General features: G+C 36.0%; 22 protein-coding genes, 1 tRNA gene and 1 pseudogene. 20 read left to right on the top strand and 4 right to left on the bottom strand.

The window, feature by feature from the left end; genetic code table 11:
- Nucleotides 1-144 precede the first annotated feature (144 nt).
- The gene (gene serA, locus AC2S94_RS15345) at nucleotides 145-2,037 is read right to left on the bottom strand and encodes a phosphoglycerate dehydrogenase (RefSeq protein ID WP_484629424.1); all 1,893 of its coding nucleotides are present in this window, start codon (nucleotides 2,035-2,037) and stop codon (nucleotides 145-147) included.
- 538 nt (nucleotides 2,038-2,575) lie between these two features.
- Here serA and AC2S94_RS15350 point away from each other — a divergent pair.
- The 5 genes from AC2S94_RS15350 (at nucleotide 2,576) to AC2S94_RS15370 (ending at nucleotide 9,561) form a co-directional block, all read left to right on the top strand.
- Nucleotides 2,576-3,424: a universal stress protein gene (locus tag AC2S94_RS15350; RefSeq protein WP_484629425.1), complete on the top strand. Its 849-nt coding sequence runs from the start codon at nucleotides 2,576-2,578 to the stop codon at nucleotides 3,422-3,424.
- A 159-nt stretch (nucleotides 3,425-3,583) separates the two neighbouring features.
- The gene (locus AC2S94_RS15355) at nucleotides 3,584-3,724 is read left to right on the top strand and encodes a hypothetical protein (protein ID WP_484629426.1); all 141 of its coding nucleotides are present in this window, start codon (nucleotides 3,584-3,586) and stop codon (nucleotides 3,722-3,724) included.
- Nucleotides 3,725-3,957: 233 nt separating this feature from the next.
- Nucleotides 3,958-7,905, top strand: coding sequence for an AsmA family protein (locus AC2S94_RS15360; protein WP_484629427.1), 3,948 nt, complete (start codon nucleotides 3,958-3,960; stop codon nucleotides 7,903-7,905).
- A gap of 54 nt (nucleotides 7,906-7,959) precedes the next feature.
- Complete coding sequence (locus tag AC2S94_RS15365; RefSeq protein ID WP_484629428.1) at nucleotides 7,960-8,679, top strand: class I SAM-dependent methyltransferase; 720 nt, start codon at nucleotides 7,960-7,962, stop codon at nucleotides 8,677-8,679.
- 204 nt (nucleotides 8,680-8,883) lie between these two features.
- The gene (locus AC2S94_RS15370; protein WP_484629429.1) at nucleotides 8,884-9,561 is read left to right on the top strand and encodes a type 1 glutamine amidotransferase domain-containing protein; all 678 of its coding nucleotides are present in this window, start codon (nucleotides 8,884-8,886) and stop codon (nucleotides 9,559-9,561) included.
- A 75-nt stretch (nucleotides 9,562-9,636) separates the two neighbouring features.
- Here the strand turns inward: AC2S94_RS15370 and katG are convergent, their stop codons facing one another.
- A complete protein-coding gene (gene katG / locus AC2S94_RS15375; RefSeq protein WP_484629430.1) occupies nucleotides 9,637-11,934 on the bottom strand; it encodes a catalase/peroxidase HPI in 2,298 nt (765 codons plus the stop codon).
- 74 nt (nucleotides 11,935-12,008) lie between these two features.
- On the opposite strand from katG, the gene AC2S94_RS15380 reads away from it, so the two are divergent.
- The 9 genes and pseudogenes from AC2S94_RS15380 to AC2S94_RS15420 all read left to right on the top strand — a co-directional run bounded on the left by AC2S94_RS15380 (nucleotide 12,009) and on the right by AC2S94_RS15420 (nucleotide 17,783).
- On the top strand, nucleotides 12,009-12,158 hold the full coding sequence (locus AC2S94_RS15380; RefSeq protein ID WP_484629431.1) for a hypothetical protein: 150 nt from the start codon (nucleotides 12,009-12,011) through the stop codon (nucleotides 12,156-12,158).
- A 351-nt stretch (nucleotides 12,159-12,509) separates the two neighbouring features.
- A complete protein-coding gene (locus AC2S94_RS15385) occupies nucleotides 12,510-13,253 on the top strand; it encodes a phage integrase SAM-like domain-containing protein (protein ID WP_484629432.1) in 744 nt (247 codons plus the stop codon).
- Between the two features lie 39 nt (nucleotides 13,254-13,292).
- A pseudogene (locus AC2S94_RS15390) lies at nucleotides 13,293-13,784 on the top strand (tyrosine-type recombinase/integrase); the annotation flags it as partial.
- Nucleotides 13,784-14,707 carry a hypothetical protein gene (locus AC2S94_RS15395; protein ID WP_484629433.1) on the top strand — a complete coding sequence of 308 codons (924 nt, stop codon included), beginning with the start codon at nucleotides 13,784-13,786 and terminating at the stop codon, nucleotides 14,705-14,707. The pseudogene AC2S94_RS15390 and the gene AC2S94_RS15395, both read left to right, overlap by 1 nt.
- 32 nt (nucleotides 14,708-14,739) lie before the next feature.
- Nucleotides 14,740-15,120, top strand: a complete 381-nt coding sequence (locus AC2S94_RS15400; RefSeq protein ID WP_484629434.1) for a hypothetical protein — start codon at nucleotides 14,740-14,742, stop codon at nucleotides 15,118-15,120.
- Nucleotides 15,121-15,202: 82 nt separating this feature from the next.
- Complete coding sequence (locus AC2S94_RS15405) at nucleotides 15,203-15,478, top strand: helix-turn-helix domain-containing protein (protein ID WP_484629435.1); 276 nt, start codon at nucleotides 15,203-15,205, stop codon at nucleotides 15,476-15,478.
- Nucleotides 15,479-15,517: 39 nt separating this feature from the next.
- Complete coding sequence (locus AC2S94_RS15410) at nucleotides 15,518-16,309, top strand: protein rep (RefSeq protein ID WP_484629436.1); 792 nt, start codon at nucleotides 15,518-15,520, stop codon at nucleotides 16,307-16,309.
- Between the two features lie 6 nt (nucleotides 16,310-16,315).
- Nucleotides 16,316-16,540: a hypothetical protein gene (locus AC2S94_RS15415; RefSeq protein WP_484629437.1), complete on the top strand. Its 225-nt coding sequence runs from the start codon at nucleotides 16,316-16,318 to the stop codon at nucleotides 16,538-16,540.
- A gap of 145 nt (nucleotides 16,541-16,685) precedes the next feature.
- Nucleotides 16,686-17,783 (top strand): acyltransferase family protein, encoded by a 1,098-nt coding sequence (locus tag AC2S94_RS15420; protein WP_484629438.1) that lies wholly within the window; start codon nucleotides 16,686-16,688, stop codon nucleotides 17,781-17,783.
- A 260-nt stretch (nucleotides 17,784-18,043) separates the two neighbouring features.
- On the opposite strand, the gene AC2S94_RS15425 is transcribed toward AC2S94_RS15420, so the two are convergent.
- Nucleotides 18,044-18,128: transfer RNA gene (locus AC2S94_RS15425), tRNA-Ser, on the bottom strand.
- Nucleotides 18,129-18,401: 273 nt separating this feature from the next.
- Between AC2S94_RS15425 and AC2S94_RS15430 the strand changes: the two genes are divergently transcribed.
- On the top strand, nucleotides 18,402-19,427 hold the full coding sequence (locus tag AC2S94_RS15430; RefSeq protein WP_484629439.1) for a M28 family metallopeptidase: 1,026 nt from the start codon (nucleotides 18,402-18,404) through the stop codon (nucleotides 19,425-19,427).
- A gap of 58 nt (nucleotides 19,428-19,485) precedes the next feature.
- Here the strand turns inward: AC2S94_RS15430 and AC2S94_RS15435 are convergent, their stop codons facing one another.
- On the bottom strand, nucleotides 19,486-20,127 hold the full coding sequence (locus AC2S94_RS15435; RefSeq protein ID WP_484629440.1) for a protein-L-isoaspartate(D-aspartate) O-methyltransferase: 642 nt from the start codon (nucleotides 20,125-20,127) through the stop codon (nucleotides 19,486-19,488).
- Nucleotides 20,128-20,263: 136 nt separating this feature from the next.
- On the opposite strand from AC2S94_RS15435, the gene AC2S94_RS15440 reads away from it, so the two are divergent.
- The 5 genes from AC2S94_RS15440 (at nucleotide 20,264) to AC2S94_RS15460 (ending at nucleotide 25,592) form a co-directional block, all read left to right on the top strand.
- Nucleotides 20,264-21,229, top strand: a complete 966-nt coding sequence (locus AC2S94_RS15440) for a Gfo/Idh/MocA family protein (RefSeq protein ID WP_484630922.1) — start codon at nucleotides 20,264-20,266, stop codon at nucleotides 21,227-21,229.
- 115 nt (nucleotides 21,230-21,344) lie between these two features.
- On the top strand, nucleotides 21,345-22,235 hold the full coding sequence (locus AC2S94_RS15445) for a 3-hydroxyacyl-CoA dehydrogenase family protein (RefSeq protein WP_484629441.1): 891 nt from the start codon (nucleotides 21,345-21,347) through the stop codon (nucleotides 22,233-22,235).
- 3 nt (nucleotides 22,236-22,238) lie between these two features.
- A complete protein-coding gene (locus AC2S94_RS15450) occupies nucleotides 22,239-23,474 on the top strand; it encodes a DUF1015 domain-containing protein (protein WP_484629442.1) in 1,236 nt (411 codons plus the stop codon).
- A gap of 69 nt (nucleotides 23,475-23,543) precedes the next feature.
- Nucleotides 23,544-24,203: a YggS family pyridoxal phosphate-dependent enzyme gene (locus tag AC2S94_RS15455; RefSeq protein ID WP_484629443.1), complete on the top strand. Its 660-nt coding sequence runs from the start codon at nucleotides 23,544-23,546 to the stop codon at nucleotides 24,201-24,203.
- 15 nt (nucleotides 24,204-24,218) lie between these two features.
- Nucleotides 24,219-25,592: an exonuclease domain-containing protein gene (locus AC2S94_RS15460; protein ID WP_484629444.1), complete on the top strand. Its 1,374-nt coding sequence runs from the start codon at nucleotides 24,219-24,221 to the stop codon at nucleotides 25,590-25,592.
- The last annotated feature ends 100 nt before the right edge of the window (nucleotides 25,593-25,692 follow it).

The following is a 25,692-nucleotide window of genomic DNA, read 5'->3' on the forward strand; positions in this document are numbered from 1 at the left end:
TTAGATAAGGTTTTAGGCCTGTGAATTTATCTAATTGATAACCAAAGTGAAATATGCTGTAAATTTACTTATTAAGAGTTTATTAACGTATTTAATCGATGATTCTATTCCTAGTTAAAAGCATAAAATCATTTTGTAGGAATTTTAATACAAAACTCGGAATTTAATAGTTCCCTGAATTTCCTTAAGCTCCTTAATGACATCTGCATCATATTCCTTATCAATATCAGTGATTACGTAACCAATGGTTTCATTGGTTTTTAAATATTGCCCAACAATATTGATATCATGTGCAGCGAGGATCTTATTTATATGTGCAATGATGCCTGGCTTATTGTGGTGAATATGAATAAGCCTGTGTGCATTTTCAAGGATTGGCAACTGCAAATTCGGGAAATTCACAGAATTCGTGGTTCCACCAGTGTTGATATAATTGATGATCTTTCCTGGAACAAAATTTCCAATATTCTCCTGTGCTTCTTCCGTGCTTCCGCCAATATGAGGAGTAAGAATAACATTAGGTAATCCTCGTAACGTAGATTCAAATTCTTCCTGATTGGTTTTAGGTTCTTTAGGAAAAACATCTACTCCTGCCCCGGTGATCTTCCCAGATTCCATATTCTTTCTTAATGCATCAACATCAACCACCTGTCCCCTGGCAAGATTCAGGAAAATAGAACCATCTTTCATCCAGCCAAATTCTTTTTCGCTGATCATATTCTTATTCTCCTTTCTACCATCCACATGAAGTGTCACAATATCAACTTTTTCAAAAAGTTCCTGCAGACTGTTGCATTTGGTTGCATTCCCTAGCGCCAGCTTTTCAACAAGATCATAATAATAAACATCAAAACCGATCGCTTCAGCCACTACAGATAATTGAGACCCTATATTCCCATAACCAACAATTCCCAGCTTTTTGCCTCTTACCTCGTAACTTCCTTTGGCAGATTTGTTCCACTCGCCATTATGCATTTCTGCGATCCTGTCCGGAAGGTTTCTCATTAAAAAAATGATTTCGCCAATGGCAAGCTCTACCACAGATCTCGTATTGCTAAATGGAGCGTTAAAAACTGCAACCCCTTTTTTTAAACAGGCTTCCAGGTCTATCTGATTAGTACCAATACAAAAGGCTCCAACTGCAATTAGTCGATTGGCATTTTCAAGAACTTTAGCCGTTAGATTCGTTTTTGATCGAATACCCAAAACGGAAACGTCCTTGATCTTTTCAGCCAGCTCATCTTCATCCAGCGCTCCGGAAATTGTGGTAACGTTATAACCTTCATTCTTCATGATGGCTACAGCATCTGCATGTACATTTTCCAGTAATAATACTTTGATCCTGTTCTTAGGGTAAGAGATTGCTTTATTCATTTTATGAAGGTATAAGAATTCATCCAGACTTGGCGTAATATGATCTGCTTTGTCCAGTACATCATCGCGTTCTACATTTTCAGTGAAAGCGTAAAATTTGTTTGCAAGACCAGCTGCTTTGATTTCATAGTCATTATAGCCATCTCCAATCACATAGACATCGCCTTTAAGACCCATTTTTTTCAAAAGTTCCACTTTTCCATTATTGGAAGATAGCACGTTATTCTGATCAAATCCGGTAATATTCCCATCTGCATCAAAAACAAAAGTGTTGGCATAAACATTCTCTTCTTTTACTCCAAGCTCCTTTACGATTGGAACGATCACTTCCTTGAATCCGTTTGAAATTATATAAATATTGTCTTTGTATTCCTTGAAAAACTCTTCATTTCTCACAAAGGAAACCGAAACTTTATTTTTCAATTCTTCTACCAGCTGAGGAATAGCGCTCTTGTTTGCTTCCAGAATTGCAAGTCGTCTCTCCAACGATTCCCTAAAAGCAAGTTTCCCTCCCATGGCAAGGTCTGTAAGATCTTTTAATTCCTGAAGTTTTTCCTTCTTTTTTGGATTATTCGCCAGGGAGATCTCACCTAAAACATCAAGCGCTTCTACCTGAGTGAAGGTACTGTCGAAATCAATTACAAAATGCTTTTTATTTTCCATATCAGTTTTTGAAATTCCAGAAATGCAATAGTAAAACTAAGTCTTTTTGCTGCATTAAAAAACAATGTTTTTTAGAGCTCCAGATCGCTTTTATACTATTTTCAGTAATTCCCTGAAAAATTCTGAAATTCGAAATTAATCTGTTCTTTCTTATTTTTTATTGAATAAAATTTAGATTTCAGAATTAAATAATTTGGAAATAAAAAAAGCCGGATCCCTGTCCGACTTTTGTTAGGCTAATTCAATGATTAAAAATTAATAATTGAACAAATAGTGTTTTCTAAATTTTTTTTCTCATTCATACCTCCTTTTTTTCCGTTCAATATATTTACGACAAATTATATTCCACAGTTTAAAGGATAAGGACACTATTGGGTAAATGATTAACGTAATCACATCAATTTTTCTAAAGCATCGATTTTAATTCGAATCATTGATGTAAATACCCATAATATTAAATTAGAAAAAGATTGTTTTTATGTGAAATGCTTTATTCACAGTATCTCTTTAGTATATTTAGGAACTCAATTGAACATATATGGAAAAAAAGATCCTGATTCCTACAAACTTCTCGAAGCATTCCTGGAATGCGCTCATTTTCGCAATGAACCTGTATAAGAAGTATTCCTGCACTTTTTACCTCATCAATGTTTATCATTCCCAAAGATTTTTAAGCGAGGCGATTCCGTTAGGAAAAAGTGACGATGACCAGGCAAATCCTAAAGAGGTTTCTGAAAGTGGCCTGGAAAGGATCATGCAAGGTCTTAGTTTCAGGAAAGAGAATCAGAATCATAAATTTGAAATTATATCCTACCAGGGAAATCTGGTAGAAGGAATTCAGGAGAATGCTGATAAATTTGGTGTGGACATGATCGTTCTTGGTTCCAGGGGTGACTCAGTTCATATCAATACTTCTGAAGATATTTCCAAGATCACGGAAGATGTGGAGCAGTGCCCTATTCTCGTGATCCCTGAAGATTATGAATGGGAAGAACAATCCAACGCTGAAATTGTATTTCCAACCAATCTCCGCATTCCTTTTAAACAGAAAGAATTATTGGCACTTATTGATTTCTCCCGCAGCCTGGGTGCGTCGGTTAGAGTGCTTTATATCAACAGTGAGAATAAAAAACTGAATCCTGAGCAGGAAGAAAATAAGGAAGAACTGGTAAACCACCTTACCGGGGTAAAAAACAGTTTTCATATGTTAACCCAAACGAGTCCTGCTACCGGAGTACATCTTTTTATTGAAAGCAGGGACAGTAATTTCCTGGCCCTGTATCAAAGAAAGCAAGGTTTCTTTTCCCGGCTTTTTTCAAAATCTGTAGTGAGTGAAATCGCCTTTGATCCTAAATTACCTGTATTGATTCTTAAAGAGATCAACTAATATTTATGACAAACTGTTTTTAGTCGTTTTTGTCTGAATAGAACACTTCTCTATATTATAGCTCCAGACTTTTATTTTTTTGAGCGATCTCAAGAATACCGAATGGTTTCAAGATCAATCGCGGAACAAAAACTGATTTTTTCCAATTGAGCCCGCGCTATGATTATAGAAATCATCCAGAAAACAGGTATCCTAATCAAGATTAAAAGGATCTATTCTTTCACATCGTTCTACCTCAACATGGTCATCACTAAATTCAAAAATGTTCGATTGAAAAAGCAAGTAAAGGATGATGATTAGAACAATAAGGAAGGTGATAAAATTACTGATCTAATTACATAAATTCTGATTTCTAAAAGATCTGAAAATGATAAAGCTTAATAATTAACTGGAAATAGTTTTAATAACTCTCATATGGATAGATTTGAATGTTATAAAAAGAAATAAATTTTACGATCTTTCCCGGAAGATTTATTTGCTATAAAATTCGATTAGCAATTTAATCAAGAAATTAGATAGCTTAACCTGCTAAAGTGGAAGCCAAAGCCAACATAAAGAAGAAACCCAAAAAGAAACTGCTGAAACGAGCAGGAATGATCTTGGCCTTTATATTACTGGCTCCAACCATCCTATTTACTATAGGCTGGTTCAACAGGGATACGTTAATTGACGAATTGCAGGACTGGTATGAAAAAGATGGTCTTGGAAAGCTGGAAATTGGCCATGTTGACGCTTCGTTTATAAAAGGTTTTCCAAATGTTGGCTTTACAATAAATGATATTCAACAGTCAAGTTCTGATTCAATTCTGGACAAAAGATCTGCTGTTTCCATCCAAAAGGCACAGGTTACCGTTGGGGCATCAGATCTTTTGAGAGGCAGGCTTAGGTTCAAGAAAATCAGGATAAATAATGCTGAGATAAAAAGCGAGGTGATTTCTGAAAAATCACGGCAGGAATATATTCGCTTAAAAATTGAAAAACAGGCAACTCCTTCAAATGGAATAAACCTTCCGGAGTGGATATCAGATCATACAGATTTTACGCTCAGCAATGTACGCTTCATCTCTAAAGATTCTATGTTGAACAAAGCTTTCGACCTGGAAGTTAAAAGTGCAGCCGGAAGTTTTGACCGAAAAGATGAAATTATTACTGGTAATCTAAATTTCGAGATCCTGGTAGAAAAACTGGGATTTAATACTAAAAAAGGTGGTTATCTTAAAAATACACTGGTCATAGGAAAACCGGATTTTCAGTTAAAAGAAAATAACAACATTCTTGAAGTTTCTGAATTCATTTTAAATATAGACGATCAGAATTTCACCACAAACGCCAGTTTCAATTTCAAAGGCATTAATTCTTACCATATAAGCCTCGAAAATCCTGAAGCAGATTTTCAAAAGATCAAGAAACTTTTGGCTGATAGCATTTCAATTAAACTTAAACCATATAAAATATCTGAGCCAATCCCAATAAACCTCAGCCTGGATGGAAAGTTTGAATATGGAAATACTCCTTTTATAGATGGTAAATTCAGCACTACCAACAATCATGGATCTGTTCACGATAGTTTGAATCTTGAAAATTTGAATTTCAACGGGTTTATAACGAACTCGCTTGATAAAAATTCCGGCGATAGAAAACAACCTGATAAGAAGGATATCAAGGTTTATTTTGAAGATTTCAGTGCAGAGATAGAGGATATTGAGGTTACCGCTAATGATTCATATTTTCAATCTTCACGAGAAGCAGCCAATTTCTTAAATGTCAACCTGGAGATGTCTGGTTCTAATCAAACCCTGGCCAGACTGGTCAAGGCGAGTAATTTTGATTTTCAGGGTGGACGTTTTCAATTAGAGGCTAAAATTAATGGAGATGCCACCAATACTTATGACATTTTCAATTCGGCTGATGGTCGCCTCAGCATACAAAATACCCAGGTCATCCTTCGAGAGAACGGACTTCAATTACCTGTGAAAATTTTAGATATAAAACTTCGCGATAGAAATTCGATTCTTGAAAATCTAACTATCAATCTTGCTGAAAATGATCAAATTGTGGTTAGGGGAAATCTGCGTAATATTTCATCTTTAATGGAAGATAATCCAACGCTTCCCGCCTCGGCAGATGTGATGATAGCTTCGGAAGAGCTGAACATCAATAATCTCATCAATACCGCGATGAAGTTTGTCCCTGATACAGATAAACCGAAAAATGAATTAAAAACACTGCACCAGACTTTTGAAGCTGTTTATAAAAAGTTTCAGCCCAGAATTCAACTGGATATCCAGTCTGTATTTTATGATTCCAATCAATTTGATAATTTAAAGGCTGATGTTGAACTAACTGATGCCGAGACGGTAAATTTCAGAAAATTGAATTTTGATTATCAGAATTCTTCAACCTCTTTAAACGGAATTCTGAAAATACCTAAACCGGAAACCGATCTTTTTGAACCGATTTTCCTGAATGTAGATACCGAATCTTCCGGCTCAATAAGTGTATTTCAGGATCTTTTTAATATTCAACTATTAGACATCACTAATGGTGAGTACAGTTTCACCGGAAATGTTACCGGGAATGTCCAGGAAATTGAGCAGTTATTAAACAATACCAGCGGAGACTTAAAACTGCTGGATGCAAAATTCTATTACCCCGCGGGAGATCTGAATATCGAACTGGATTCTCTTAAAGTCGCTGTGCTTAATTCAGATATTAGGCTGGACAAATTCCTGGTGGAAATTGATGAGCTTGACCCATTCTATATAAACGGAGAAGTTCAGAATTTTCCAGGTTTTCTCTTAGATACCTCAGAGCCTACGGGAAAAATTTCAATAGGCCTGGATGCGGTACTTTTGGATATCGATAAATGGATGGGCACGATCGAGTCCATGGATCTTGAATCGGCGAATAAGTCTGTGGGCAAACGTGACCTGGACGCTATTTTTGCCGATATCTACTATTTCCATCCTGAACTTAGTATCATCGTAGATTCATTAAAATACAAGGATCTTTTATCTGAGAATATAGCCGCGAATATATACTTTGAAAACGACTCCATATTGAAATTGGATGATCTGAAGATTAGTTTTAAAGAGTCTAACGCTTCGATCAATGGTGAATTACAAGCAAGAAATGTACGTAATGCTTCCAAAAATAAAAATCCTTTTAATTTTAAATTTTCGGTTCAGGGATCAGGGAAATCGCAAGATCTAAATGACCTTTTACAAACGGTGAACTTCGACCTTAAATCTGGAAATTTTAGAATTGACGGTAGTTATGAAGGTAAAGCGCAGGATCTCAAAATTTTGAGTTCAGACATCAAAACCGATCTCACGCTGGGTGAGACCGTTGTGGACATAAAAGGAACAGAAATTAAAATTCCTGTAGACAGCCTGCATTTATACATTGAAAACAACCTCGCCACTCTGGAGCGGCTGGATGTACAATTACCTGGGAAAAGTTCCATAGACATTACAGGGCAGATCGATAATTTTTCAAATTTCATTAATAACGATCAAGCAGTAGATTCTCATAATTCTTCCTTTATGATCAATTCCCCTTACCTGGATAGTAGAGATATCAAGGAATTTATTGGTACAAAAAATAATGAAGAAAAAGATAAATATTCTAAAGGATTCAAAACAAGAGATCTTAAGGACATTCTCAGCAATTTGAACTATACCTATTTTCCTTCAGCTAAAATTGCTATCGACACGCTGATCTATGATAATCTACCCGTGGCAGAATTTTCATCTGAAATTGGTTTTGATGACAGCGGAGATATACTTATCGAGAATACAAAGCTGAAATATCACGAGGGACAGGCCGAGATCAACCTCAAAGGAGGTTTAGGTACCGCAAATGAATTACCCGTGATGATCAAAATGGGACTGAGAGATATTGATCTCAAAGAAATCGTGGTAGATCTTAGATTTTTCGAGAACGAAGCACTGAAAAACACGGAAGAATTAGGCGGAATTTTAGATATGGATTTCGATCTCACCGCTTCTTTCGATGAAAATGGGAAAATAAAAATGAATTCTCTTAATGGAACAGTCTATTTAAATTTAAAAGAACTGGTGCTTCACGAATTTCAGCCGCTTCTGGACAACGTCAAGATTTTAAAAGAAGAAAGATTTAAAAAACTCGAATTTCAGCCTATTGAGCAAACCTTTAAAGTTGAAGATGGCGAAATCATTATTCCAAGAACCCAAATTCAGTCTACGGCTGTTCAGGTTTTTGTGGAAGGCGACATGAAGCCCGGTGAATATTACGATCTATGGATTTCGGTACCGTGGAACAATATTTTCAAATCTCGTGACGGGATAACGCTTCCAGAAAAAGTGAGTTTTGATGAATCTGGCGCTAAATTTTATCTTCAGCTGGTGCAGGATAAAAACAGTGAAAATCCGAGAAGGCAAGAGTTTAGAACCAAATTCAGACTCGGCAATCGAAAGCTGGAAAAGAGTAAAAAAAATTAAAAAATTGAAATTACTCCAAGGTTTAATTAAATTCGTGACTATTAACTACTCTTTATGAAGATCAGCCTCTTTTCGATTGTCGTGATGATTCTAAGCCTGAGTTTGTTCCAGTGCGAAGGACAAAGCAAAAAAGAAAATTCACGATATACCTATAAAACCGAAAGCGCCGATGGTATAGGTAAATTTTATATGGGTAGGGAAATTTCCCGGGTTATGGGTTATCAGGGAATCCAATGGTTGGAACGCCCTGAGCGAGAAAAGGAAGAAAATACGAGCCAGTTAATTGAGAATATGAGGATCGCTCCAGATGACACCATAGCCGATATTGGTGCAGGTTCCGGTTATCATGTTTTTAAGATGGCTCCCCTGGCGAAAAAAGGGCTTATTTATGCTGTGGATATTCAGGATGAAATGCTGAATGTTATACAGGAGCAAAAGGAGAAAAAGAATATTAAAAATATAGAAATCTTCAAAGGCACTGAAAAAGACGCGAACCTATCGGAAAATTCGGTGGATAAAATACTGATGGTTGATGTATATCATGAATTCAGCTTTCCTGTAGAAATGCTAAGTTCTATGCGGAAAGCCCTACGAAAAGACGGTAAAATCTACTTAGTAGAATATCGAGGAGAAGATGAATCGATTCCTATCAAAAAACTTCATAAAATGACCGAAGCCCAGGCAGAAAAAGAGTTCAATGCCAATGGGTTTGTTTTAAAGGAAAACTTCTTTATACTACCATGGCAGCATTGTATGGTATTCATGAAAGAATAAATTCTTAGATGTTTTTTATATGACCGGATTTCTGTAAGACTCTCCTCACTTTCTCATAAGCATTTCTGAGATAATTCCTCGGGATATATCAACCAACACTGATGCTTTCAAAAAATCCTTTCTTTCAATCAAAAACCTTAGTTTTTCTATAACACAAAACCCCGCAGATATTGAGTAGCTTGCTATATAAAGAAATCAAAAGCTATGAAAGTATTATTTGTATTAACCTCTCACGACAAACTGGGAGACACAGGAAACAAGACGGGATTCTGGATTGAAGAATTCGCCAGCCCTTATTACAAACTTTTGGATAAAGGCGTTAATATCACGGTAGCTACACCAAAAGGTGGAAAGGCTCCCATAGATCCAAGTAGTGATACTGAAGATGCACAAACTGAAGACACTAAACGCTTTAAAAAGGATGAAGATGCACAAAAGGTGATCAACAACACCAAAGTGCTATCAGAAATGAATCCGGCAGATTTTGATGCAGTATTCTATCCAGGAGGGCATGGTCCGCTTTGGGATCTTTCAAAAGACAAAGATTCAATTGAACTTATAGAAAAGTTCAATGCTTCCAAGAAACCAATAGGTTTTGTTTGCCACGCACCGGCAGCATTGAAAAACGTAAAAGGTGAAGATGGCGAGCCCTTAGTAAAAGGAAAAAAAGTGACAGGTTTCACCAATAGTGAAGAGGAAGCTGTTGAGCTCACCGATGTAGTGCCTTTTTTGGTTGAAGATATGTTGAAAGAAAAGGGTGGAATATATTCTAAAGCGGGAGACTGGGAAGAGTATGTTCTGGTTGATGGACACCTGGTAACCGGACAGAACCCGGCATCTTCCAGCCTGGTAGCTGAAGAATTATATAAGTTGCTTAATTAATAAAGCCACTTTAGAAAAATAAAAAAAGCACTGCTGATAGCAGTGCTTTTTTTATGCAATTATTAGCAGGTTAGACTATTCGTCCTTCACGTCATATCTATCTAACATCATCACTTTATCCCATGCTTTCACGAAATCTTTGACAAAGCGTTCTTTTCCATCTCTGGCTCCATAAACTTCAGCAATATTTCGTAATTGCGCATTAGATCCAAAGATTAAATCACAGCGAGTTGCTGTATACTTCACAGAACCGCTGTTACGATCTTTAATATCAAACAGCATTTCTTTATCATTCTGTGGCACCCATTCGTAATCCATGCTTAACAGGACTTTAAAGAAATCGTTGCTTAAAACTCCAGGTCTATCAGTGAAAACACCATGTTTAGAATGATCAAAGTTTTGATCTAATACTCGAAGTCCGGCGGTTAGAACAGTCCATTCTGGAGCGCTCAGAGTTAGCAATTGAGCTCTATCAAGAAAAATTCTTTCCGGAGGAACACGATAACCAACTTTATCATTGTGATAGTTTTTAAAACCATCTGATACAGGCTTCAGCCAGTCAAAGCTTTCTACATCTGTTTGTTCCTGCGTGGTATCTGTACGTCCAGGTGTAAAGGGAACTTCTATATCAAATCCAGCATCTTTGGCTGCTTTCTTTACAGCTACGCATCCACCTAGAACTACAAGATCTGCCAGAGAAACTTTTTTATTTCCAGACTGACTATTATTAAAATTGTCCTTGATCGTTCTAAGTCTATTAAGAACTTTGTTTAATTCCTGAGGTCTATTAATATCCCAATTATTTTGAGGTTCTAAAGCAATTCGTGCTCCATTGGCTCCTCCCCGCTTGTCAGTATCGCGATAAATGGCCGCTGCAGACCAGGCTGCAGAAACTAATTCTGAAACTCCAAGATCACTCTCCAGGATTTCCTTCTTTAGCCTTGTAATATCCTGCTGTTCAATTACGTCATAATCTCTTTTAGGAACCGGATCCTGCCAGATCATATCTTCTTTCGGAACTTCCGGCCCCAAATAACGATCTTTAGGTCCCATGTCTCTATGCGTCAATTTGTACCATGCCTTTGAAAAAGCTTCCGTGAAATAATCAAAATCATTCAGAAACTTTTCACAAATTTCTCGGTAAGCGGGATCTACTTTTAAGGCGATATCAGAAGTCATCATCATCAAATCGTTCATTTTTCCTTCCTCGTGAGCATCTGGAGTTTTTGGAGCATTAGGATCTACCGGCGTCCACTGGACTGCTCCGGCAGGGCTTTCAACTTTTTTCCATTCAAATTTGAATAGGTTGATAAGATAATTATTGTCCCATTGCGTAGGGTCTGGAGTCCAGGAACCTTCAATACCATTGGTCATGGTATATTTTCCAAAACCAGTTCCTTCAGGATTTTGCCATCCCATACCCATGGCCTGAATAGGAGCAGCTTCTGGTGCAGGTCCTATTTTATCTGCGCTTACCATTCCGTGGCTTTTTCCGAAGGCATGTCCACCGGCGATTAGGGCTACCGTTTCCTCGTCATTCATGGCCATTCGTTTAAAAGACTCCCGAATTGCCATTGCAGAATCTTTAGGTTCTCCATTTCCTCCCGGTCCTTCAGGATTCACGTAAATAAGCGCTTGGTGTGTAGCAGCAAGTGGATTCTCAAGATCACGATTTGGATCTGAAGGATCCCCTTTCCAACGAAGTTTTTGAGTTACCATTTCATCTGGATGCCCATCGTAATATTCTCCAACATTTGATTCTTTGAAGGGTTTTCCATTCCAGAATTCTGGTCCCCAATAGGTACTACGGTCTGGCTCCCAGCAATCACGACGTCCACCTCCATAGCCAAATGTTGGGAAGCCCATAATCTCTAAAGCGCAATTTCCGGTAAGTATGATAAGATCTGCCCAGGAGAGGGATGCTCCATACTTTTCCTTTATTGGCCAGATAAGTCTTCTGGATTTGTCGATATTTCCGTTATCCCACCAGGAATTGATAGGAGCAAAACGCTGCATTGCCTGCGCTGCGCCTCCACGACCATCTGCGATACGATATGTCCCTGCGGAATGCCAGGCCATTCTTATCATCTGTGGACCGTAGTTATCATAATCTGCCGGCCACCACTCTTTAGAATTCACCAGCAATTCTTTGATTTCTTTTTTTAATTCCTCAAGATCGATCTTGCTAAATGCCTCTTTATAGTTTTCATCCCTTAACGGATTTGCGGCAGGTGGCTCCTGGTGAAGTAATTCCACCTGCAGGCGATTTGGCCACCAGTCGTCAATTTGTGGAGAAGTACCTATCGCACCGCCTACACGTGTCCCTCTAAAAGGACATTGAGCTAGATTATCAGGATTATCCATGTCTTTCATAATAATAAGATTCTAGTATTAATTAATAAGGTTACTAATGAACGGCGTTTTTCTTGTCACACATAACTAAATAAATGGCAGGGAAACTTCACCTGATAATCAAATTACCAGGTATAACCTGTGTTCTTTATTATATAGATATTGAAAATGAGGAAGAAAATATTGACGTTACTTTTACTTTGATTTTTCAAAGTAGAATTTATGAAGATGCTGATGAATATTAGCCGGAAGGGCGTTAAACTTTCTTTAAAAAAACCTATTTAACTTCTAGTAAATATTCTAAATAGAAATAATATTGAGAGGTATTAGCTTCTTCAGAAATGAACAGTACGAAAGAATATTATTATGGAAGAGTCAATTCAGGGTCAGACATAAAAACAAAGCCCCGTTACCATAACGATACGGGGCTCTTGAGCGGAGAAAGAGGTATTTGAACCTTTTAGTTTTTGATATACCCTGTTTTAGATAAACCCTTAATTAATAAGGTTTTGTTAATAATTACATTGCTTATTTATATTCCTAAACGTTAATAAATATATCTTTACTGTCAACTATTCTGTCAACTGGTAAAGTTTATGAGATCTACTTTTAATTTGAAAGAACCAAAGAAAGACGGGGATTCATTAATCCTGTTTTCTGCTTACTTTAAAAACGAAGGGAGAAAATTTGTCTACTATACAGGAGAATTGATTAATCCTATAGATTGGGATTTTGAAAACAGGCAACCGAAGAACCTCAACGGTAGAACTGCAAAAGCGGATCAGCAAAGAACTATTAAAAGGCAGTTAGACAGATATTCTAATTTCTTCACAGATACCATTAACTCTTTTAAGCTTTCGAATAGGGACTTATTGATCGCTGATATTAAAGATGAATTTGATATTGAGTACAAACGTACAAAGGCAATCTCAAATAAGTTCTTCAGCGTTTATGATAGCTTCCTGGATATGAAGAAAAGTGATTTCACGGATGAAGCTAATTCTGAAACTACAATTAAGCGATATGAATACAATAAAAAGCTATTGGAAGATTTTCAGGATCATAGAAAGAAGAAGATTCACTTCAACCAGATAAATTTTAATTTTTATAATAAATTCATTCAGTATTATATTGATAAAAAAAAGCATTCAGCTAATACGCTTAGAAGAAATGTAGGGTTACTAAAAACTTTTCTCTATTGGTCATTAGAGAACAACCACACTTATAAAACCGATTTCCAGAAATTCAAAGCTCCCAAAGCCCAGCAAACCGATGAAATTGCTCTTACAATGGATCAGGTTCAGAAAGTCTTTGAATATGATCTTACCAAAAAGCCCTAATTAGAGCGTGTTAGGGATTTATTTGTCTTTGGGTGTGTTACTGGCTTGCGAATAAGTAATTATTCTAAAATCAAAAAGAATGATATTCAGAATGGGATTATTAAAGTCCGGGATCAAAAAAATAAGGATAAGTCTTTGGAAATACCTCTAAATGACTTTTCAAACTACATTCTAAAAAAGTACGAATACAAATTACCTATTATCTCAACCCAAAAATTCAATTCCTATATCAAAGATGTTTTTGAAGAAATGGAATATAAAAACCGAATAAAGAAAACTATTAAGATAGGTAAGGAACTAATTGAGAAAGAGAATTTCTTTTATGAGCGTATTTCTTCACATACGGCAAGAAGAAGCTTTATTACGATAATGAAGAATAAAAAGATCCCAGATAAGATAATTATGGGCTATACCGGACATAGGAGTGTAGAAGTCTTCAATAAGTACTATAAGCCTAATAATGAAGATAAAAAGGATTTTATGCAGACGGTTTGGAAAATGGATAATTCACCACTTAGAAAAGCGAAATAATGCATAGAAGGAAAAAATTATTTGTAGATAAGATTGAAGAAATTAATTTTTGTGGTAATCAAATGTTTCAATTTACTGGAGGTGAATATGAAACTCCCTTTTCAGTAAAACCAACCGAATGCGCTCACAATTTTGATAACTGCGAAAATTGCAGAAACTATCATGAAGCGTTAATGAAAAAAATTAAACCGCTAACTGATAAATTCCCTTTTTGCTGCGATGCCTATTCAAAACTCACTGAATTTCCTGATTTTAAAATAGAAGATTATAAGAATTTAGAACAAGATATAGCTGATAAAGTATTTTTCACACATCATCATATTATTGACCGAATTGATAATGAAAATTGGTATGAAGATATTACAGATTACATCTCGTATATTACTGAGAGTTTTGGCACATTACCACCTCAATTTGGAGGTTCTTTTCAATTAGGTAGTTACTTTGAGTACGTTCTGGAATTAATTAGAACAGTTGAGAATATTATTACTTCCAATAAAATATCTAATAAAGAAATCAAGGTTAGAGTTGAAAAAATAAAAGCATTCTTAAATAGTTTTAGAAAAGATAACCAACAAAAAAAAGACACTGACCTAAATCTACTTTTAAGTACTTATGATAGGTGGTTCAAAATATTCCCTTTTGATTTATCATACTTCGATAATATACGGGAGAGATATAGAACTAATATTCCTATCCTCGCAGAGCCTTTTCATTTAAATAAATATTCTAAAGTAAAGGTTGCTAAACTTCACACAAAAGAATCCCTAACACAAGCTCTAATAAAAACGACTAAAGATATTTTGAGCCAAGTCAATGGTGCTTCCCTATTAAATAAAGGTTTACTGACAAATACTGATAAAATCAAGTATGATCTGATTATAAAGCAAAGAGAAACTGAATTAGCGGAATTACAACTATAGATAATTCTAAACAGTCAGGTTATATTAAAGTATTGAAGAAATGGTATAATGGTGAAAAGAAATTCATAGATGAAATAACTCCATATTTAAAAAAGCAATCTTCACAAAATCGAGATTCTTATAACAGAACAGATTTAGCTTACTACATATATTATTTATATAACTCCGGTTATAATATTTTAGAAAATAGATTTCCAAGTGATGCAGCTTGGAAAGAATTAGGAGAAAAACACGGCAAAAATTGGAAAAATATCCAATCGAAATACAATGAAATCTGTAATAGTAAAGAAGAAAGGCTTAAAAAAGATCGTAAAAGGAATATCGAAAAGGTTATTTCCTGTTTACTTAAAAACTATCCAAATGCTGAAACTTTAGCTAAAGACGAATTAAAAATAGTTGAATTAAATTCATAGTACCTACTACGTAGTTACTATTGAAGCTATAAAATAGTCTTATCAAATAATATTGTTAACTGTAATTCTAAATCAGTTAGCAATGAACAATCCATTTGAAACGCTTAATCAAAGATTAGCGAATATCGAAAGTCTTCTTCTGGAGATCAAACATAAACCGGAAGAAAAAGAAAAACCTGAAAATCTTACCGTAAAGGAAACCGCCAAACTTCTAAAAGTTTCCGAACAGTCAGTTCACAATTACATTAAAAAAGGTTTCATCCCTGCTAAAAAAATGGGCAGAATTCTGCTTATCAATCGCACCGATATAGATAATTCTTTAGAAGGTGTAAAATCCCTAAAATACAAACGAAGCTAAGATTCTTCTAACGGAATTATCCACTCAAAAATTAGGTATATGTATACATTAGCAGAAAACAGGACAGATAAAAAGGGACAGAATCACATATTTGTAACCGGTGAAGGTTCAGATCTCAGCAATAAAGAAGCTTTAAAAGGAAGGGCAAAGAGAAAAACTATTACTCAGTCTATGGCTTTAAGTCTTATAGATGTGGTTAAAGAAAATGGTGATTCTGAAAGAGAAAAAGCTTATTGGAATACATACTATTGTCAAAGTTCCATAACTACTTCAAACGGGAAACTTTATGGAAAATATTGTAAAAACAGGTTTTGCACGTTATGCTGTAGTATTCGCAAAGCGGAAATCATTAATAGATATTTACCTATAATAAAAGAATGGGAAGATCCTCACTTTGTAACCTTAACCGTAAAGTCCTGTAAACATACTCAGCTAAGGTCTTATATAAGATCAATGAAAGCTACTTTCAAACGTGTTATTGATAAGTATAAAAAACAGGATCAAAGAGGAACCGGTACAAAATTAATAGGTGTAAAATCTTTAGAATGCTGTTTCAATCCGCAGAGAAGAACATATAATCCTCATTTTCATTTGATAGTTGCTAATAGCAATATGGCTGATATAATTGTTTCTGAATGGATTAATAGAAGTAATAAAGGTATGGTTTCACCCAAAGCTCAACATATTAATAGATCAAATAATATTGAAAGAAATCTCATAGAGATCATTAAATACGGAAGTAAGATCTTTACTGAACCAGACTTAAAAAAGCGTTCCAAATCCAATGATAATGAACGGCAGATGTATGTTGCCGCCTTGGATACAATATAGGCGGCTATGAAAGGGAAAAGAATATTTGACCGCTTTGGTTTCAACTTACCGAAAAAAGCAAAAAATAATCTTTCCACTACTCAATTGCTTAGTGATTTTAAGCAATGGGAATTTAATCCTGCTTTAGCAAATTGGCAGAATGTATATAACGCTGAGGTACTTACAGATTATAAACTTCCTTCAGATCTGGCTGCTATGTTATCCAACAATGTAAACAACGACCTTTTATAATTCTTTCTCTATATTTGGTTACCAAATTTTGCTCTAACCAAATCAATCAAATAATAAACACTTTCTTTCATAGCTTTTCTCTTTCTTTAGAATACTAGGGAAAGTATATTCTCTAACTGTTTTTTCCATATTTAGGTTTTAATTTATGTTTAAATACTTTTTCCCTCACGACCACAAACCAGATCATATTAAAAGCCTTGATGGACTTAGAGGTTTGGCGGTTCTATTAGTAATATTTGCACATTCACATCATATTTTTAATTTCATTCTGCCAGTACGTTTTTATGGTATTGTTGGAGTTTATCTTTTTTTCATTTTATCTGCATTCCTTTTAGACTTGCAAATCATTAAAGTTCTAACCTCTGAAAGATCTTCCTTGAAATATTGGATTAATTATATAATCAGGAGATTTTCTAGAATTTATCCATTGTTAATATTCAGCCTGTTTTTTTATTATTTATTAAGTTTCACTCCTATTTTTAGTTTTATTACTACTATCTCAGAAATTAAATCTCATTTAATATTACAATCAGGAGAAAGAATGTATTGGTCTATCCCTGTTGAATTTAAGTACTATATTATTTCACCTATCATTTTAATTTTTATTTATAAGGTTTTTAATTTTGAATGGAAGCGTTCTATAATTCTGGTACTATCCTTAATATTTGTTTCTTTCATTTATCAGTTATTTTTTGAACTTTCTTGGCTATCTACATTCAAATTTTTATCCGCTTTTTTGACTGGAACTTTATTAGCATTAATAGATCATTTTAGGGATAAAATTTTTATGAAAACTTTTAAGTCAATTCAAATAATTTCAATACTTATAATCATTTTTAGTCTGCCATTTTTTTCTAATAAACTTGGATTTTATCCTGAGCCTCATAGTCCTTTAAGACTTACATTACTGCCTTCTATCTTGGCTATATTGTTTATCAGTTCAAAAACTGGAATAATTAAAAGATTAACTGAATTAAAATTTTTAAGATTTATTGGAAACATCAGTTTTAGTATTTATTTATTCCATATGGCTGTAATATTCTTCGTTCAGAAATATGGATTTGAAAATTTATTTTTACGGTATATAGAATTTTTAATTCTGACGCTTGCCCTATCATCTTTTACTTATATTTTTATTGAGTATCCATCTTCAAAAATTAGATTAGATGCCAATAGGTATTATATCAAATTCAGTGAAAAGAATATAAATAAAGTGATCAGAAAAATAAAAAAAGAAATCTAGGAGGATTGGAAAAGGGATAGTGTAAGTTTATATTGATTCTTACCAAAATCTTTGGCGCTCGCAAATAGTTCTATTATTTTCATTTTTAGAACAAAATTGTAACGACTCTGTGAACACCCTAGATAAAACATCGGCGCTTATTCAGAAGATAATAAAAAAAAATTATAGGAGCTACGACTTCTTAAAAATAGACTATTGTCAACTCTATTGTCAACTAAAAAAGAAAAGCCCCGTCATCATTGCGATACGGGGCTTTTAAGCGGAGAAAGAGGGATTCGAACCCCCGGAGGTGTGACCCTCAACAGTTTTCAAGACTGCCGCATTCGACCACTCTGCCATTTCTCCTGAGTGCCTCATCAGCTATTTGCTGAATGCGGGTGCAAATATAACAAGCTTTTTCAATTTAAAACAACTTATTTCTAAACTTTTTTAAGCTAATTTTTATCACTTTAATAATCAACAAGTTTCAAAAACAAATTTCCGGCTTTTTTCCCTAAGATTCATTCAAATCAATTTTAAACCTTCCCGCATCACAAGAGTCTATATTTATGAATCTCTTATAACTAATTAACCTCAAAACCGCTATATTGGCGGCTATTATTAAAATCGATGATTAAAATGAAGAAAATCTTAATTCTGGCAATTCCTGCGCTTCTGGCTGCCTGCAGCGCTCAAAACAAGAAGATAGAAAATGCCGATCCTATGGAATATGCGAAAACAATAACAGCTTCAGATCTTAAGGAGCATTTATACACTTTCGCCAGTGATGAATTTGAAGGTAGAGAAACCGGAGAACCGGGCCAGAAAAAAGCCGCAGAATATCTGAAAAAAGAATATAAAAGCCTGAAATTACCCTCTCCTATTGGTGGGGATGATTACTTCCAGGAAGTTCCTTCAGATTATTTTAAAAGAGGAAAAGTGAAACCTACAGAAAATGTAGTTGCATTTTTAGAAGGATCTGAAAAGCCGGAAGAGATATTAGTGATATCTTCTCACTATGATCATGTTGGAATGAATGATAAAGGTGAGATCTATAATGGTGCTGATGATGATGGCTCGGGAACTGTTAGTGTATTAGAGATCGCTGAGGCTTTCGTTCAGGCGAAAAAAGATGGTTATACTCCAAAAAGATCTATATTATTTTTAAATGTTACCGGAGAAGAAAAAGGACTGGTAGGTTCAAAATATTATACAGACAATCCGATTTTCCCACTTGAAAATACGGTAGCAGATCTTAATATCGATATGATTGGTAGAATTGATCCATTTCACGAAGGAAAAGAGGATTATGTTTACCTAATTGGAAGCGACAAATTGAGTACAGATCTTCACGAATTAAGCGAGATGGTGAATTCTAAATACACCAAATTGGATCTGGATTATAAATACAATGATGAGAATGATCCAAACCGTTTCTATTATAGAAGTGATCACTATAACTTCGCCAAGAATAATATCCCGATCATTTTCTATTTCAACGGAACTCACGCAGATTACCACAAACCAACAGATACGCCAGATAAGATTGAATATGATCTTTTAGCTAAAAGAGCGCAGCTGGTATTTTTAACGGCATGGGAAATCGCTAACCGTGATGCCAGACTGGTAGTTGATAAAGCTGAAGAGAAAGCGGCTTCAAAATAATTACGACAGCATTGTAAATAAAAAAGCCCCTTTTTTGGGGCTTTTTTATATCCGATTTTTAGTTTTTATCTTCCAGCAAGGGCACAAATCTGAATTCACCGTACTCTTTTTTATCAAATTCTTTCGCCGATTTTCTAACAAATAATGTCATGGTCTGTACATCGGTACCCACCGGTATCACCAGCCTTCCCCCTACTTTTAACTGACTCAGCAAATCTTTCGGAACCTCCGGTGCACCTGCAGTAACGATAATTTTTTCATAAGGAGCATATTCCGGTATCCCTTTGTAACCGTCTCCAAAACTTAAATATTTTGGTCGGTATCCAAGCTTCCCCAGGAAAGTTTTGGTTTTCTTGTACAATTCTCTCTGGCGCTCGATGCTGTACACCCTAGCCCCGAGTTCGCAAAGTACAGCGGTCTGGTAACCACTTCCTGTTCCAACTTCAAGCACTTTTTCCCCTCTTTTGATTTCCAGAAGTTCAGACTGAAAAGCTACCGTATAAGGCTGAGAGATAGTTTGATCTGCTGCAATGGGAAAGGCTTTGTCCTGATAGGCATGATCTTCAAAACTACTATCCATAAAAAGATGTCGCGGAATCTTTCCAATAGCAGCCAGAACCTTGTCATTAGTGATTCCCTTCTTTTTTACGGTTCTCACCAATTGCTGCCTTTTTCCCTGGTGTCTAAAAGTATCCTTCAAGTTTTGTATGCTTTTGTCTGGCTATAAAATTAGTTAAAGCAGCTGATTTATCCCAAGTAAATAGGCTTCGGGATTTGGCCTTATTTTATAAAGTATTTAATATCAAAATGCTATTTTTGTGAAAAATGCAAAAAATATGCTGAAAGCGGGAGTCCTGGGCGCAGGCCATCTGGGAAAAATTCATCTAAAATTACTGAATCAGTCAGAAGAATATGAGTTGATCGGTTTTTATGATGCGAATAAGGAGAATGCCAGAAAAATAGCTGAAGAATTCGGTTATAAAATGTATGAAAATCTTGATGACCTTATCGCTGATGCTGATATGATTGATGTGGTAACTCCTACCCTTTCACATTTTGAGGTTGCCAAACAAGTGATCTCCGCAGGAAAACACCTTTTTATAGAAAAGCCTATTACCAATACTTATGATGAAGCCAAAAAATTGATAAGGCTAGCTGCTGAAAATGGTGTTAAAGGCCAGGTAGGTCACGTAGAAAGATTTAACCCGGCTTTTCAGGCAGTTTCAGAACGCATAGAAAATCCAATGTTTATTGAAGCACACAGGTTGGCAGAATTTAATCCGCGTGGAACAGATGTTCCTGTAGTGCTGGACCTTATGATTCATGATATCGACGCCGTAATGAGTGTGGTAAAATCTGAGGTTAAGAAAATCAACGCTAGCGGAGTTTCGGTAATTAGTGACACTCCGGATATCGCTAATGCCAGGATAGAATTTGAAAATGGCTGTGTGGCAAATCTTACGGCCAGCAGGATCTCTATGAAGAATATGAGAAAATCGAGGTTCTTTCAGCGTGATGCCTATATTTCAGTTGATTTTCTGGAAAAAAAATGTGAAGTAGTAAAAATGAAAGATGCACCGGAAGATCCAGATGATTTTGCTATGATCCTTCAAAATGCGGAAGGAATTAAAAAACAGATCTATTTTGACAATCCTGATGTTTCACCAAATAACGCGATCCTGGAGGAACTGGAAAGTTTTGCCGATGCTATAAATAATAATAAAGAACCTGTGGTAACCATGGAGCAGGCTGCTAAAGCACTTCAGGTAGCCAACCAGGTGATTGCTAATTTTAATGTATAATTATAATCGGGAGTTTCTTTCAAGTTAGTGAAGTTGAACACGTTTTAGCTTTTCAATTAATGATCCTGAACCAAGTTCAGGATGACGCAAGGAAAATCCCTGAAAATCTAGTAAAATGAAAAATATTGCAGTAATAGGAGCCGGTACAATGGGGAATGGTATTGCACATACTTTTGCTCAAAGCGGTTATAAAGTCGATTTGATCGATATTTCTGAAGACAGTCTGAAAAGAGGGATGGACACCATTACCAAAAATCTGGACAGAATGCTGGCCAAGGAAAAGATTTCTGAAGATGATAAGAAATCGACTTTGGATAATATCACAACTCACACAAATATTTCAGAAGGTGTAAAAAATACTGACCTTGTGGTTGAAGCAGCTACTGAAAATACAGAATTGAAGCTTAAGATCTTTAAGGATCTGGACAAACAAACTTCTGAAGATACGATTCTCGCTTCAAATACCTCTTCCATTTCTATCACCCAGATCGCTTCCGTGGTATCAAATCCGGAAAGAGTGATCGGGATGCACTTTATGAACCCGGTGCCAATTATGAAACTCGTTGAGATCATTAGAGGTTATAATACCTCAGATGAAGTTACGAGCAAGATCATGGATCTTTCAGAAAAACTGAACAAAGTTCCGGTAGAAGTAAATGATTATCCAGGTTTCGTAGCCAACAGGATTTTGATGCCGATGATCAATGAAGCGATCGAAACACTGTACAATGGTGTTGCCGGCGTTTACGAAATAGATACCGTAATGAAACTTGGTATGGCCCATCCAATGGGACCACTTCAGTTAGCAGATTTTATTGGGTTGGATGTATGTCATTCTATCCTGGAAGTTATGTATGACGGGTTCAAAAATCCGAAATATGCTCCTTGCCCTCTATTAACCAATATGGTTAGAGCCGGGAAAATAGGAGTAAAATCTGGAGAAGGATTTTATGATTATTCTGAAGGTAAAAAAGCAGAAAAAGTTTCAGCTCAATTTAGCTCGTAAGGCTTGAGTAAGATATTTCCATTTAAAGCTGTGAGACCAACCCGTGCATATGCCGGGTTGGTAGCATCACGCTCTTATGAAGATTATAGTGAGGAAGAACTAAAGGCTCAACTGGAATTCAATCCTTACTCCTTTCTTCATATTATAAATCCCGGATATAAATTTCAGCATGAGATTGGCGGAGAAAAACGCTTCGGCATGGTGAAAAACCGCTACCTGGAATTTAAGGAAGAGCATATTTTTGAGCAGGATGAGCAGCCTTGCTATTATATCTATAAGATCCAGACCAGGGAAACCACCTGCTGCGGAATCATCGCCGCCGCAAGCGCAGAAGATTATGAGCAGGAAGTGATTCGGCGCCATGAAGATACCATCGCACATCGCGAGGAACTTTTCAAAGAATATCTGAAGGTTGTAGGTTTCAATACCGAACCGGTTTTACTTACGTATCCAGACGATCCGTTAATCAATGATCTTCTGGAGAAGCGCATGAAATCCAGGCCAGAGTATGAATTTGCGACTTATAATAAGGAAATTCACTCTTTATGGCTAATTGATGAACCGGCAAATATCGAAAAGATTCAACAGCAGTTTGCCGCGATGGAAAAACTCTATATCGCAGACGGGCATCATCGTAGTGCCTCTTCGTGGTTATTGGCAAAAGAAAGCAAGGAGAACAATCCCAACCATACCGGAAAGGAAGCTTATAATTTCTTTATGAGCTATCTTATCTCTGAAAGCAACCTTAGAATCTTTGAATTCAGCCGACTCATAAAAGATTTGAATGGACATTCAAAAGAGGAGTTTTTGATACTGCTGGATGAATGGTTCAGAATTGAAAATCGCGGTTATGAGGTTTATAAACCTTCAAAAAAGCATCATTTCAATATGTATCTTGATGGAGAATTTTATTCGCTTTACCTGAGAAAAACCAATTATGAATTCACAGATTCATTGAGTGAGCTCGATTCTTATATTCTTTATGAAAAAATCCTGAAACCGGTCCTGGGAATCAAAGATCTTAGGTATGACAAGCGTATCGCTTATATCCACGGTAGAAACGACCTAATTGAGCTAAAAACCCGTGTGGATAAAGGTGAATTTGCAATTGGTTTTGGGATGTTGCCTGCAGGAATTGAAGAAATTAAACAAATTGCAGATGAAAATTTGACCATGCCGCCAAAAAGTACTTATATTGAACCTAAGTTGCGTAGTGGTCTTACAATTTACGAATTCTAAGCACGTTAGATAAAGAACCCTCTCCTTACAGGGCTTATTTAATCCTTAATTTAAAAGACAGAATAAAGGATGGAGATTTCCGAAAATATCAAGAAATATAAAAATGAACTTCCTGAGAATGTGAAGCTGGTCGCTATTTCTAAAACCAAGCCGAACGAGGATTTAATGGAAGCATATAACGCAGGTCAACGCATTCTTGGTGAAAACAAGATCCAGGAAATGACCGATAAATGGGAAGAACTTCCCAAAGATATTGAATGGCACATGGTTGGTCATGTTCAAACCAATAAAGTGAAATATATGGCTCCTTATGTTTCCCTGATACATGCAGTACATAAAATGAAGCTGCTGAAAGAGATCAACAAGAGAGCCGAAGAAAATGATAGAACTATAGACTGCCTGCTTCAGATTAAAATTGCTGAAGAGGATTCTAAATTTGGAACAACGGCCAAGAAAGCCCGTGAAATTCTGGAATCTGAAGAATATCAGAAAATGGAAAATGTAAAGATCATTGGTTTGATGGGAATGGCCACTTTTACTGATGATGAAGATCAGGTTAGATCTGAATTTCAATTTCTTCAAAAAACCTTTAAGGAATTTCAGAAGGATTTCCCTGAATTGAAGGAGCTTTCCATGGGAATGAGTGGTGATTACAAAATCGCCGTAGAATGTGGAAGTACAATGGTACGAATAGGAAGTAGTATCTTTGGCGAAAGAAATTATAATTAACGAAGGAGAGAGTATTTGTACGCGATATTAGACATAGAAACCACTGGTGGTAAATACAATGAAGAGGGAATTACCGAAATTGCAATTTATAAGTTCGATGGTCAGAAAGTAGTGGACCAGTTTATAAGTCTTGTAAACCCCGAACAACCTATTCAGCCGTTCGTGGTGAATCTTACCGGAATCAATAATGACATGCTTCGCAATGCACCTAAATTTTACGAGGTGGCCAAGCGAATTGTGGAAATCACAGAAGATTGCATACTGGTGGCACATAATGCAAAATTTGACTACAGGATCTTACGTACCGAATTCCGCCGACTTGGATTTGAATACGAGAGAAAAAGTTTGTGCACGGTAGAACTTTCTAAAAAACTAATCCCGGGCCTTCCCTCCTATAGCTTAGGAAAACTGGTAAGGTCATTAGGGATACCTTTAAGCGACCGCCATCGCGCTGCCGGAGATGCTCAGGCTACGATTAAACTCTTTAAAATGCTGCTGGCCAAAGATATTGAAAAAGACATCATGAAAGAGCATGTTAGAAAAGAGCCGAAAAAAAACATGGATACCAAGCTGGTTTTTATTCTGGAAGAACTGCCTTCAGAAACCGGTGTTTACTATTTTCATGATGAAAATGGCGAAATCATTTATGTTGGTAAATCTCGAAACATCAGGAAAAGGGTGAATCAGCATTTCACCAATGATAATCCAAAATCAAGGGAAATGCAGCGCAAAGTTGCTTCAGTTTCTTTTGAATTAACCGGAAATGAACTCATCGCGCTACTCAAAGAAAATCAGGAGATCAAGGAGATCAAACCGAAATATAACCGTGCCCTGAAAAGAGACATTTTCAGCCATGCCATTTATAAGTTTCAGGACGATAATGGCTACATAAACCTGAAAATTGGCCGCGCCAATAAAAACAAAGAAAATATCACCACTTTCAGTTCTCTTAGATCTGCCAAAAACTCTTTGGAAAAATGGGTGGTGGAATATGAGCTCTGTGAACGTCTTGCAGGTTTACATGGTGGCACCGGGAACTGTTTCGCTTACACCATTAAAAGTTGCCACGGTGCCTGCATCGAAGAAGAATCTGTTGAAGAATATAATACACGAGTTTTGACCTTGTTAGACAGGCATTCTTACGAAAATCAGAATATGCTGTTGATAGGCAAAGGCCGTGAGGTCGATGAAAAAAGTGCTCTGCTAATTGAAGAAGGAGAATTTAAAGGCGTTGGTTATTTCAACCTGAATCATCAGATCAACAACCTGGATATCATAAGATCTATTATTACTCCTATGAATAATAATCGGGACGCCCAGCATATCATCCAGAGTTTCTTGCGCAGAAAGCATAATTTTAAAATCATCCAGTTGTCTGTTCAGGACTAAGCTAACTATCAGTATTTACTCTTATGCTGAAAGGCAAAACTTCGAAATTCAATCGCAATCCTTGATCGTACTCGAAGAAATTATTTAAATTTGAACAACT

It is taken from the genome of Christiangramia pacifica (genome assembly GCF_057221535.1).

Excerpts from the sequence above, each read along its gene's own strand:
- serA (WP_484629424.1), bottom strand. The coding sequence starts at position 2,037 with ATGGAAAATAAAAAGCATTTTGTAATTGATTTCGACAGTACCTTCACT.
- AC2S94_RS15350 (WP_484629425.1), top strand. The coding sequence starts at position 2,576 with ATGGAAAAAAAGATCCTGATTCCTACAAACTTCTCGAAGCATTCCTGG.
- AC2S94_RS15355 (WP_484629426.1), top strand. The coding sequence starts at position 3,584 with ATGATTATAGAAATCATCCAGAAAACAGGTATCCTAATCAAGATTAAA.
- AC2S94_RS15365 (WP_484629428.1), top strand. The coding sequence starts at position 7,960 with ATGAAGATCAGCCTCTTTTCGATTGTCGTGATGATTCTAAGCCTGAGT.
- AC2S94_RS15370 (WP_484629429.1), top strand. The coding sequence starts at position 8,884 with ATGAAAGTATTATTTGTATTAACCTCTCACGACAAACTGGGAGACACA.
- katG (WP_484629430.1), bottom strand. The coding sequence starts at position 11,934 with ATGAAAGACATGGATAATCCTGATAATCTAGCTCAATGTCCTTTTAGA.
- AC2S94_RS15380 (WP_484629431.1), top strand. The coding sequence starts at position 12,009 with ATGGCAGGGAAACTTCACCTGATAATCAAATTACCAGGTATAACCTGT.
- AC2S94_RS15385 (WP_484629432.1), top strand. The coding sequence starts at position 12,510 with ATGAGATCTACTTTTAATTTGAAAGAACCAAAGAAAGACGGGGATTCA.
- AC2S94_RS15395 (WP_484629433.1), top strand. The coding sequence starts at position 13,784 with ATGCATAGAAGGAAAAAATTATTTGTAGATAAGATTGAAGAAATTAAT.
- AC2S94_RS15405 (WP_484629435.1), top strand. The coding sequence starts at position 15,203 with ATGAACAATCCATTTGAAACGCTTAATCAAAGATTAGCGAATATCGAA.
- AC2S94_RS15410 (WP_484629436.1), top strand. The coding sequence starts at position 15,518 with ATGTATACATTAGCAGAAAACAGGACAGATAAAAAGGGACAGAATCAC.
- AC2S94_RS15415 (WP_484629437.1), top strand. The coding sequence starts at position 16,316 with ATGAAAGGGAAAAGAATATTTGACCGCTTTGGTTTCAACTTACCGAAA.
- AC2S94_RS15420 (WP_484629438.1), top strand. The coding sequence starts at position 16,686 with ATGTTTAAATACTTTTTCCCTCACGACCACAAACCAGATCATATTAAA.
- AC2S94_RS15430 (WP_484629439.1), top strand. The coding sequence starts at position 18,402 with ATGAAGAAAATCTTAATTCTGGCAATTCCTGCGCTTCTGGCTGCCTGC.
- AC2S94_RS15440 (WP_484630922.1), top strand. The coding sequence starts at position 20,264 with ATGCTGAAAGCGGGAGTCCTGGGCGCAGGCCATCTGGGAAAAATTCAT.
- AC2S94_RS15445 (WP_484629441.1), top strand. The coding sequence starts at position 21,345 with ATGAAAAATATTGCAGTAATAGGAGCCGGTACAATGGGGAATGGTATT.
- AC2S94_RS15455 (WP_484629443.1), top strand. The coding sequence starts at position 23,544 with ATGGAGATTTCCGAAAATATCAAGAAATATAAAAATGAACTTCCTGAG.